General features: G+C 71.5%; 9 protein-coding genes. 6 read left to right on the plus strand and 3 right to left on the minus strand.

Annotated elements, in window-relative coordinates:
* Positions 1-6 precede the first annotated feature (6 nt).
* A complete protein-coding gene (locus ABZX40_RS06210) occupies positions 7-891 on the plus strand; it encodes a class I SAM-dependent methyltransferase (RefSeq protein WP_355737440.1) in 885 nt (294 codons plus the stop codon).
* Positions 892-907: 16 nt separating this feature from the next.
* Here ABZX40_RS06210 and ABZX40_RS06215 read toward each other — a convergent pair whose 3' ends face one another.
* Positions 908-2,086 carry a winged helix DNA-binding domain-containing protein gene (locus ABZX40_RS06215; protein WP_355737438.1) on the minus strand — a complete coding sequence of 393 codons (1,179 nt, stop codon included), beginning with the start codon at positions 2,084-2,086 and terminating at the stop codon, positions 908-910.
* Between the two features lie 791 nt (positions 2,087-2,877).
* Here ABZX40_RS06215 and ABZX40_RS06220 point away from each other — a divergent pair.
* The 4 genes from ABZX40_RS06220 to ABZX40_RS06235 all read left to right on the plus strand — a co-directional run bounded on the left by ABZX40_RS06220 (position 2,878) and on the right by ABZX40_RS06235 (position 8,066).
* The gene (locus ABZX40_RS06220) at positions 2,878-3,651 is read left to right on the plus strand and encodes an isoprenyl transferase (RefSeq protein WP_355737435.1); all 774 of its coding nucleotides are present in this window, start codon (positions 2,878-2,880) and stop codon (positions 3,649-3,651) included.
* Positions 3,652-4,069: 418 nt separating this feature from the next.
* Positions 4,070-5,395: a PhoH family protein gene (locus ABZX40_RS06225; RefSeq protein WP_355737432.1), complete on the plus strand. Its 1,326-nt coding sequence runs from the start codon at positions 4,070-4,072 to the stop codon at positions 5,393-5,395.
* A gap of 419 nt (positions 5,396-5,814) precedes the next feature.
* Entirely contained in the window at positions 5,815-6,528 is a 714-nt protein-coding gene (locus ABZX40_RS06230; RefSeq protein WP_355737429.1) for a transglycosylase SLT domain-containing protein, read from the plus strand.
* A gap of 146 nt (positions 6,529-6,674) precedes the next feature.
* The gene (locus ABZX40_RS06235; protein ID WP_355737426.1) at positions 6,675-8,066 is read left to right on the plus strand and encodes an AI-2E family transporter; all 1,392 of its coding nucleotides are present in this window, start codon (positions 6,675-6,677) and stop codon (positions 8,064-8,066) included.
* A 24-nt stretch (positions 8,067-8,090) separates the two neighbouring features.
* Here ABZX40_RS06235 and ABZX40_RS06240 read toward each other — a convergent pair whose 3' ends face one another.
* On the minus strand, positions 8,091-8,624 hold the full coding sequence (locus tag ABZX40_RS06240; RefSeq protein WP_355737423.1) for an alkyl hydroperoxide reductase: 534 nt from the start codon (positions 8,622-8,624) through the stop codon (positions 8,091-8,093).
* Positions 8,625-8,629: 5 nt separating this feature from the next.
* Positions 8,630-9,184, minus strand: coding sequence for a peroxiredoxin (locus ABZX40_RS06245; protein ID WP_355737420.1), 555 nt, complete (start codon positions 9,182-9,184; stop codon positions 8,630-8,632).
* A gap of 133 nt (positions 9,185-9,317) precedes the next feature.
* Between ABZX40_RS06245 and ABZX40_RS06250 the strand changes: the two genes are divergently transcribed.
* Entirely contained in the window at positions 9,318-10,265 is a 948-nt protein-coding gene (locus ABZX40_RS06250) for a LysR substrate-binding domain-containing protein (protein ID WP_355737417.1), read from the plus strand.
* Positions 10,266-10,433 lie beyond the last annotated feature (168 nt).

Consider the following 10,433-nt stretch of genomic DNA (forward strand, 5'->3'; position numbering starts at 1 on the left):
CCCCTCATGCACCCGCACCACCACCCCACCCCCGAGACTCCCGAGACCTCTGAGATCCCCGAGACCCCTGAGATCCCCGAGACCTCCGAGACCCTGAAGACCCCCAAGACCACCCAGACCTTCGAAGAGCTCGTCGCCGAAGCGCTCGCCGTCCCCACCGACGGCTGGGACTTCTCCTGGTTCGAGGGCCGCGCCACCGAGGCGCGGCCCTCCTGGGGATACGCCCTCGCCCTCGCCGGACGGCTCGGCCGTGCCACCGCCGCGCTCGATCTCCAGACCGGCGGCGGCGAGGTGCTCGCCTTTGCCCTCGGCCGTGCGAGCGCCCGCCCCGAGGCCCTCACCGTCGCCACCGAGGGCTGGCCGCCCAACGTCGACCGGGCCACCGCCCTCCTGCGCCCGCACGGCGTCCCCGTCGTCGCCTCCCCGGAGGACGCCCCGCTGCCGTTCGCGGACGGTGCCTTCGATCTGGTCTCCAGCCGCCACCCGGTGCGCCCGCACTGGGCCGAGATCGCCCGCGTGCTCACCCCGGGCGGCACCTACTTCGCCCAGCATGTCGGCCCCGCCAGCGTCTTCGAGCTGGTCGAGTACTTCCTCGGCCCCCAGCCGGAGGCCGTCCGCTCCGCCCGTCACCCCGACCGGGAGCGCGCGGACGCCGAGGCCGCCGGGCTGGAGATCGTCGCCCTGCGCGCGGAGCGGCTGCGGATGGAGTTCCATGACCTCGCCGCCGTCGTGCACTTTCTGCGCAAGGTCGTCTGGATGGTCCCCGGCTTCACCGTGGAGGCGTACGAGCCGGAGCTGCGCGCCCTGCACGCGCGGCTCCGCTCCGACGGCCCCTTCGTCGCCCACAGCACCCGCCAGCTCGTCGAGGCCCGCAGGCCCACCACCCCCTGACAGGGACCCTCCGGGCTCAGGCGTGCGGTCCCACCGTCACCGTGCCCACCACCAGCTCCGCCCGCGCCTCCAGCACCTCGCCCACGCGCTCCACCCGCTCGCCCAGCTCCCGTGTCCGGCGCGCCCCGAGCGGGCTCAGCGGCTCGACCGTGACCGTCGTACGACGGCCCTGGCGGCGCTGGTGCCAGACGCCCGCGACGGCGCCGTCCACCAGCAGGACGGGGAAGTTCCCGGCCTGTCCGCCCGCGAGGGCCCGGCGGTGGGCGGGGCCGGGGTAGAGCAGCTCGCGGGGCTGGGCGGCGATGGCGTAGGCGTCGAAGTAGGGGAGGAGCCGTACCCCGCGCGGCGGGGCGTCGGGGAAGTCGGTGTCGCCGGCCGCCAGCCAGGCCGGGCCGTCCTCGAAACGGACCTCCTCGATCTCCCCGGCCGCCGCGAGCCGGCCGAACAGACCGGTCGCCCAGCCCGCCGGTGCCGCCAGCCACTTCGCGAAGTGCCGGGGCGTGGCCGGGCCGTAGGCGTGGAGGTAGCGGCGGACCAGGGCGGCGAGCGCGGTGTCCGCGTCCAGCGGGGTGAAGCGGGGCGGGCGGACATAGGTGACCTTGCGCCCCCGGTTCGGGCCGAAGCACAGCGCGCCGGACTGCCCGGCCCGGTGCAGCACCGACCGCCAGCGCGGCCACATGTCCTGGAACGCCGGCATCACCCGCTCCCCGGCCCACGGCCCGGTGCGGGCCACGACCTCGTCGCTCAGCTCGTCCACCGTCAGCGGCCCCCGCTCGCCGAGGGCCGCCGCGACCGCCGCGATCACCCGCTCGGTCTGCTCCCCGGTGAGCCCGGTCGGATTCGGCCCGGCCGGTACGGCGGTCAGCGCGGCGCAGTACAGGGGCAGTTCCGCGGCGGGCAGCAGATGGACGGTGCCGCGCGGGCCGTGGGTCTTCACCAGGGTGGGGTCCGCGGGCGCGGGGCTCCCCGGCCCGGTGCCGCCCGTCGGCGCGAGCGCCGCCCGTACGTCGGCCCGGGTCCGTCCGGTGGTGCGGAGGCCGAGGGACAGCTCGGCCGCGGACAGCACCTGGGCGTGCGCGCCGAGCATCGCGGACGCGATCCGGGCCACTCCGATGTCCTCCGGCGCAGGATTGGCCAGGAATTGTCGGTCGAGTCTGCGGGCGCTCGCGGCACGCCAGGTGATCGCCATGGTCATGGGAGCGACCGTAGGGCGGCACTAGGACGGATTCCGACCTCTTGGTCGGGAGGGGTGGAAGGTGGCAAATCGCCTGAAGCGGGGCAAAAGTCAAACTGCTGGTCCGTCAGTTCACGGGTTCTCCACATTGTTATCGCAGGCGATTCGCATCTGGTGTGAGCGTCGCGTAAGTTCGGACCAAGGTAATTCGCGTGAGCAAAGCTGCGCGGTAGGCACCGCGCGGTGGAGGGGGCTGCGCGGTGCCGTGCCCGTTCGCCCGGGGCGCCACGTGCGTGTTCGCCCGGCGATTGGACCGTCGCGCGTGCGTGTTCGCCCGGTGGTTAGGCCGTCGGAGGGATCTCCGGCGATTCGCCCGGCCGGACTCCGAACGCTGAGAATCAGCCATGCATTCCCTGTGCAGCGGGCATTCCGCGGGTGCCGAGGCGTTGCCGGACGACTTCGGAGAGTAGTTGTGGCACGCCGATGCACGCAGCATCACTTACGAAGGGTTATGGTGGAAGCCCCCCCTCGGGCCGGTCCGTATCCCCCCCACGGACCGGCCCGTTTTTCTGCCCTCTCCCGACCGCCCCCCGATGCGCCCGGCTCGCGCCCCCCGCCCCCGCGCCGCCGCCGGACAGGGGCCACCGGCCCCGCCCCGAGTCCCGCCCCGCACAGGCAGCCGCACCCCCAACACCCCTTGGGGGACCCGTCGTAGAACGGGGGTAGGCTCACACCCCTCAAGGGACCGCCACTCGGACCGGACCCGCACTCGGCCGGGCCGTCCGATCCGTACCGGAGGGGCTGACAATCACGTGAACCTGCGCGACACGCTGCGGAGCCTGCTCGTCAGGCTGTACGCGCACCGGGTGGAAGGCCACCTGGACCACGCTCAGGTGCCCAAGCACATCGGCGTCATCATGGACGGCAACCGGCGCTGGGCCAAAGCCTCCGGCTCGCCCACGCTGCACGGACACCGGGCCGGCGCGGAGAAGATCGGGGAGTTCCTCGGCTGGTGCACCGAGACCGATGTCGAGGTGGTCACCCTCTGGCTGCTGTCGACCGACAACTTCGACCGCCCCGAGGAGGAGCTGGTCCCGCTCCTCGGCATCATCGAGGACGTGGTGCGCAGCCTCGGCGCCGACGGGCGCTGGCGGGTGCACCATGTCGGCACCCCCGATCTGCTGCCCGCCGGGATGCAGCGCACCCTGAAGGAGGCGGAGGCGGCCACCGCCGACATCGACGGCATAGTGGTCAATGTCGCCATCGGCTACGGCGGCCGGCAGGAGATCGCCGACGCGGTCCGCTCCATGATGCTGGAGGCCCATGACAAGGGCACGACGATGGAGGAGCTGGCCGAGGCCGTCGACGTCGAGATGATCGGCCGCCATCTCTACACCCGCGCCCAGCCCGACCCCGATCTCGTCATCCGCACCAGCGGCGAGCAGCGGCTGTCCGGATTCATGCTGTGGCAGACGGCCCATTCCGAGTACTACTTCTGCGAAGTCTTCTGGCCCGCCTTCCGGAAGGTCGACTTCCTGCGCGCGCTGCGCGACTACGCCCTGCGCGGTCGGCGCTTCGGCGGCTGACCGCCGGCGCGGGATGCCGCCGCGCCGCCCGTCCGACGGCAGGTCAGGCGGCGGGCACCGCGCCCGCCCCGGTCACCGGGGTCACACAAAGGTGACGTACTCCCTCATAGCAGATGTGACCCGGACGTACCCCGCTTAACGCGGAGTTCATCGGAGCGCCGTCATATGCCCTGGCATGGCCGCGCTCGTTCGAGGGCATAACGCAGACAGGTCGACGTCCGAACCACGGATGTCTCGATCTCAGCGGACGGCACGGGGCCGTCCGCCCGGGAGGCCCTTTGCACCAGCCCGACCGTGCGGTCTCGGCACGGATGAAGCCGCGGAGGGCCGGTTCCCGGCCCGTGGTGCCACGGGGCCGAGGACCGGTCCAGCTCCTCTCCGTCGCTCCCCGACCTCATCCGAGGGGGTACGTCCTTCCGTGGTGACCAGCACAAAGCGCCACAAGCCCGACCGGCGCACCTATGTTCTCGACACCAGCGTCCTGCTGGCCGATCCCAATGCCCTCAGCCGCTTCGACGAGCACGAGGTCGTGCTCCCGATCGTGGTCGTGACGGAGCTGGAGGCCAAACGGCACCATCCGGAGCTCGGCTACTTCGCCCGGCAGGCCCTGCGCCTGCTGGACGATCTCAGGGTCCGGTTCGGCCGCCTCGACGCCCCCATCCCCACCGGGGAGCTGGGCGGCACCATCCGTGTCGAGCTCAACCACTCGGACCCCAGCGTGCTGCCCACCGGCTACCGCCTGGGGGACAACGATTCCCGCATCCTCGCGGTCGCCCGGAACCTCCAGGCGGAGGGGTTCGACGTCACCGTCGTGTCCAAGGACCTCCCGCTCCGGATCAAGGCGTCCTCGGTCGGTCTGCTGGCCGAGGAGTACCGGGCCGAACTGGCCATCACGGACTCCTCCGGGTGGACCGGGATGGCGGAACTCGCGCTGCCCGCCGAACAGGTGGACATCCTCTTCGAGGAAGGACACGTGTATGTGCCCGAGGCGGCCTCGCTGCCCGTGCACACCGGGCTGACCATCCAGTCCGAGCGCGGCAAGGCGCTCGGCCGGGTCACCCCGGAGGGCAGCGTCCGGCTGGTGCGCGGCGACCGGGAGGCGTTCGGCATCAAGGGCCGCAGCGCCGAGCAGCGCATCGCGCTCGATCTGCTGCTCGACCCGGACATCGGGATCGTCTCGATGGGCGGCCGGGCCGGCACCGGAAAGTCGGCGCTGGCGCTGTGCGCGGGCCTGGAGGCGGTGCTGGAGCGCCGTCAGCACCAGAAGATCATGGTCTTCCGGCCGCTGTACGCGGTGGGCGGGCAGGAGCTGGGCTATCTGCCGGGCACCGAGGCCGAGAAGATGAGCCCCTGGGCACAGGCGGTCTTCGACACCCTGTCATCGGTTACCAGCCGTGAGGTCATCGAGGAGGTCACCGCGCGCGGGATGCTGGAGGTGCTCCCGCTCACCCACATCCGGGGCCGCTCGCTGCACGACGCCTTCGTGATCGTGGACGAGGCCCAGTCGCTGGAGCGGAACGTCCTGCTGACCGTGCTCTCCCGGATCGGCGCCAACTCACGGGTGGTCCTCACCCATGACGTGGCCCAGCGGGACAATCTCCGGGTCGGCCGCTACGACGGGGTCGTGGCCGTGGTGGAGAAGCTGAAGGGGCATCCGCTCTTCGCGCATGTCACCCTCACCCGGTCCGAGAGGTCCCAGATCGCCGCCCTTGTGACCGAAATGCTGGAGGACGGACAGATCTGACCCGGACGTCCTACGACGGGGCGAATATCCGGCAGTTGGCGCCGCCCGGCAAAGGGGAGACCCTAGCCGGGCGGCGCTGTCGTGCGCCGCCCTTTCCCGAAATCCCCCGGGCCGCGCGGGGTGTGAGCTTTCACACGCAACACAGAATTGCCACCCGGCGCCGGGTTGCGGCAGAGTCTCGTTCCTGTCAGGCCCCGCATACGGCACTCGTGTACCCCGAGGGGTACGGCACCACAACGCACCACCGCAAACTCAACAGCGACGCCGTATGCCGCCCGAGCATCTCGCGGCGCTCCCCGCAGGGGAGTTGCCCACCGGGCCCGTGCCTCCCGTGACCGCGCAGTAGGGGAGGCCAGCGTCAGGGGCACGATCAGCGTCCGCCAGGGTCACCGAAGCGGGCGATGCTGGAAGGAAACCGTGTGAGCCGGATCTCGGTCCGGGGATTCGCAGTGGCCTCGGCCACCGCGGTCACCGCCGTCGGTAGCGTTGTCGGCGTTGCCTCGGGCAGCACCGCACAGAACAACGACGCCGAAGCGGCGGCTACCGACCTGACGCTTCTCGCGGACATACCCACCGGCCAGCAGGCCAAGGTACAGATCGCCTCTCTCACGCAGCAGGCCAACGTCCAGGCCATCGCCGCGGACGCGAGCGCCAAGAAGGACGCCGAGGCGGCGGCCCGCAAGGCGGCGGCCAAGTCCGCCATCAAGAAGAAGAAGGACGCCGAGGCCAGGGCGAAGGCCGAGAAGGAAGCCAAGGAGCGGGCGGAGGCCGAGGAGAAGGCCAGCCGCGAGAAGTCGGAGTCCGTCAGCGACGCCTCCAGCTTCAGCGTCCAGAGCTCCTACACCGTCGCGCAGATCCAGGCCATGGCCCGCCAGATGGTGCCCTCCGGCCAGTGGACGTGCTTCAGCAACATCGTGGACCACGAGTCCGACTGGAACTACAAGGCCGTCAACCCCTCCTCGGGCGCCTACGGTCTCTTCCAGGCGCTGCCCGCCGGCAAGTACGTCTCCGCCGGTGCCGACTGGCAGACCAACCCGGCCACCCAGATCAAGTGGGGCCTGAACTACATGAACGAGCGCTACGGCAGTCCCTGTGACGCCTGGACGTTCTGGCAGGCCAACAACTGGTACTAGAGCCCCGGCCGGCCCCCGCCGCGCCCTTGCGCTCAACCCCGTGAAGCCCCTCCCCGTCCTAGGGGGAGGGGCTTTTGCCCTGTACGGTCTGACACGACGGGCTCCAGGGGGGAGTAGTGGGGAAGGACGGGGGAAGAGGACGGATCATGTCGCGAGTGCCAGGGTGGCTGAGCCGGATGGGTGCCGGGCTGACCGAGATGGGCCAGCGGCTGGACGAGCGCCGCCGCGCCGGGGCCGCCGCGGACGACGACGACACCGATGCGGGCCCGGGTCCCGGCGGCAAGGGCGAGCGGGTACCACCCCCGCCCTCGTATCCACCGGCGGTGTCCACCACCCGCCCCGACCCGGCGCACGCCGTGCCGTGGGGGATGCGCGTCGCCGCCGAGGCGAGCTGGCGGCTGCTGGTGCTGGCCGGAACCCTATGGGTGCTGATGCGGGTCATCAGCGCCGTACAGCTGGTCGTGCTCGCGTTCGTGGCCGCGCTGCTGATGACCGCGCTGCTCCAGCCGACCGTGGCGCGGCTGCGCCGGTACGGGGTGCCGCGCGGACCGGCCACCGCGCTCACCGCGATCCTCGGGTTCGTGGTGATGGGCCTGATGGGCTGGTTCGTCACCTGGCAGGTGATGGAGAACATCGACACCCTCTCCCACCAGGTCCAGGACGGCATCGAGGAACTGCGGCGCTGGCTGCTCAACAGCCCGTTCCATGTCACCGAGGAACAGATCAACGACATCGCGGGCAATCTCCGCGACGCGGTCGGCGCCAACACCGATGAGATCACCTCCGCCGGACTGGAGGGGGTCACGGTCATCGTGGAGGCGCTGACCGGTATCGCGCTCGCCGCGTTCTGCACGCTGTTCCTGCTCTACGACGGCCGGCGGATCTGGGAGTGGGCGCTGAAGCTGGTCCCCGCCGCCGCCCGGCCCGGCGTCGCGGGCGCCGGTCCGCGCGCCTGGCGCACCCTGACCGCCTATGTGCGGGGCACGGTGGTGGTCGCCCTCATCGACGCCATCTTCATCGGGCTCGGCATCTATGTCCTGGATGTCCCGATGGCGGTCCCGCTGGCCGTCTTCATCTTCCTCGGCGCGTTCATCCCGCTGGTCGGCGCGGTCATCTCCGGCGCGCTCGCGGTGGTCGTCGGGCTGGTCACCCAGGGGGTGTTCACCGGGGTGATGGTGCTGGTCGTGGTGCTCGCGGTGCAGCAGATCGAGGGCCATATCCTCCAGCCGTTCATCCTGGGCCGGGCCGTGCGGGTGCATCCGCTGGCCGTGGTGCTGGCGGTCGCGGCGGGCGGCCTGGTGGCCGGGATCGGCGGCGCGGTGGTCGCGGTCCCGCTGGTGGCGGTCACCAACACCGTCGCCGGCTATCTGCGGGCCTACTCCGACGGGCGGTACGACGGCAGGGCCGGGCAGGTCGTCGCGGCCCGGCCGCCCGTGGAGGACTCGGCGGTGGCCGTGGGCGACGGCGGGGCGCCGGCGCCCCGGGCCGACGACGACGGCGGCGGCACCGGCACGGAAAGCCCCGCCCACCAGGGGTGAGCGGGGCCCTCGTACGGCACGGGGTCACTCGGCGAGGATCGCCTCCGCGTCCAGGGTGACCGCGACCGCCTGGATCACCGAGGCGATCTTGAACGCCTCCTGGACGGTGTCGCGCTCCACGCCCGCCTTGCGCAGCACCTGCTCGTGCGAGTCCAGGCACAGCCCGCAGCCGTTGATCGCGGAGACCGCGAACGACCACAGCTCGAAGTCGACCTTGTCGACACCGGGGTTGCCGATGACGTTCATCCGCAGACCCGCGCGGAGGGTGCCGTACTCGTGGTCCGACAGCAGATGGCGGGTGCGGTAGAAGACGTTGTTCATCGCCATGATGGCGGCGGCGGACCGGGCGGCGGTGTACGCCTCCGGCGTCAGGTTCGCCTTCGCCTCCGGCGCCAGCTCGCGCAGCACCAGCGGGGAGCGGGCGGCGATGGCGGTGGCCAGGACCGTGCCCCACAGCTGCTGGGCGGGCAGCTCGGAGTTGCCGATGACCGAGCCCAGATTGAGCTTCAGGTCCTTGGCGTAGTCCGGTATGCGGGACTTGAGGGAGTCGAGGGACATGGGGCTCACTCTCCGGCGAGCAGGGTGCCCGCGTCGAGGGTCTCGTCGCCCTTGGTCCAGTTGCAGGGACACAGCTCGTCCGTCTGGAGGGCGTCCAGGACCCGCAGGACCTCCTTGGGGTTACGGCCGACGGAGCCCGCGGTGACCATCGTGAACTGGATCTCGCGGTTCGGGTCGACCACGAACACCGCGCGCTGCGCGAAGCCGTCCTCGCCCTCGATGCCCAGGTCCCGCATCAGCTCGTGCCGGGAGTCCGCCAGCATCGGGAAGGGCAGATCGCGCAGATCGTCGTGGTCCTTGCGCCAGGCGTGGTGGACGAACTCGGAGTCGCCGGAGAAGCCGAGGATCTGGGCGTCACGGTCGGCGAACTCCTCGTTCAGCTTCCCGAACGCGGCGATCTCCGTCGGGCACACGAAGGTGAAGTCCTTCGGCCAGGCGAACACCACGAGCCACTTGCCCTCGTAGGACTTGTGGTGGATCTGCTCGAACTCCCGGCCCTTCTCCAGCGAGACACAGGCGGTCAGCTCGAACTCGGGGAACTTGTCACCGACAGTGAGCACAAACTCTCCTTGCAGCGAGGAGACACCTCGGACGCGGGTGCCCCCCATGGGTTGGACGTGCTCGATGCTTTCATACGCTGGATTGATTACGGTAATAGCTACACTCGGGCGGGTTGATCGGAAGAGGTTATCAGTGACTGTGAGTAACTCGACGGGGCGGCGGAGACAGCCGAGCCTGGCCCAGCTGCGGGCCTTCACGGCGGTCGCCGAGCATCTGCACTTCCGGGACGCGGCGGCGGCCATCGGGATGAGCCAGCCCGCGCTGTCCGGGGCGGTCGCCGCGCTGGAGGAGACCCTCGGCGTCACCCTGCTGGAGCGCACCACCCGCAGGGTGCTCCTCTCCCCGGCCGGTGAGCGGCTCGCCGTCCGCGCCAAGGCGGTCCTCGCCGAGATGGGCGCGCTGCTGGAGGAGGCGGAGGCGGTCCGCGCCCCCTTCACCGGCACGCTGCGGCTCGGCACGATCCCGACCGTGGCGCCCTATCTGCTGCCGACGGTGCTGCGGCTGGTGCACGAGCGCTATCCCGACCTGGACCTCCAGGTGCACGAGGAGCTGACCGCGAGCCTCCTCGACGGCCTCACCGGCGGGCGGCTGGACCTGCTGCTGCTCGCCGTGCCGCTCGGTGTCCCCGGGGTCACCGAACTCCCGCTCTTCGACGAGGACTTCGTCCTGGTCACCCCGCTGGGGCATCCGCTCGGCGGCCGGGAGGGCGTTTCGCGCGAGGTGCTGCGCGAGCTGCGGCTGCTGCTTCTGGACGAGGGGCACTGTCTGCGGGACCAGGCGCTGGACATCTGCCGGGAGGCCGGTCGCGGGGGCGTGCCCGCGACGACCACCGCGGCGGGGCTGGGCACGCTGGTGCAGCTGGTCGCCGGCGGTCTCGGGGTGACGCTGCTGCCGCGTACGGCGGTGGGGGTGGAGGCGGGGCGGTCGGGGCGGTTGCTCACGACGTCGTTCGCCGCGGCGCCGGGGCGCCGGGTCGCTCTGGCCATGCGGACCAGCGCGGTGCGCTCCGCGGAGTACGTGGAGTTGGCGGGGGTGTTGCGGGAGGGGATGGGGGAGTTGCCGGTGCGGGTGGTTCGGTGAGCGGGGGGAGGGGGGCGTTGATCTTGCCGGTGATTTCGGGTTCGGTCGGTGTGAGTACTGTGCGCGGTTCCCCGCGCCCCTGAAAGGCCTGGGGGTGGGGGCCGGGTGCTGGCCCCCGACGGCTCGTGGCGCCGCGTGCCCCCGAAGAACCTAGGCAGGTCCCCGGCG

Origin of the sequence: Streptomyces sp. NPDC004610, from assembly GCF_040609715.1 — a bacterium.
GTDB lineage: Bacteria > Actinomycetota > Actinomycetes > Streptomycetales > Streptomycetaceae > Streptomyces.

Bases quoted from the DNA above. Each gene is read 5' to 3' on its own strand.
- ABZX40_RS06210 (WP_355737440.1), top strand. From the start codon at position 7: ATGCACCCGCACCACCACCCCACCCCCGAGACTCCCGAGACCTCTGAG.
- ABZX40_RS06215 (WP_355737438.1), bottom strand. From the start codon at position 2,086: ATGACCATGGCGATCACCTGGCGTGCCGCGAGCGCCCGCAGACTCGAC.
- ABZX40_RS06235 (WP_355737426.1), top strand. From the start codon at position 6,675: ATGTCGCGAGTGCCAGGGTGGCTGAGCCGGATGGGTGCCGGGCTGACC.
- ABZX40_RS06240 (WP_355737423.1), bottom strand. From the start codon at position 8,624: ATGTCCCTCGACTCCCTCAAGTCCCGCATACCGGACTACGCCAAGGAC.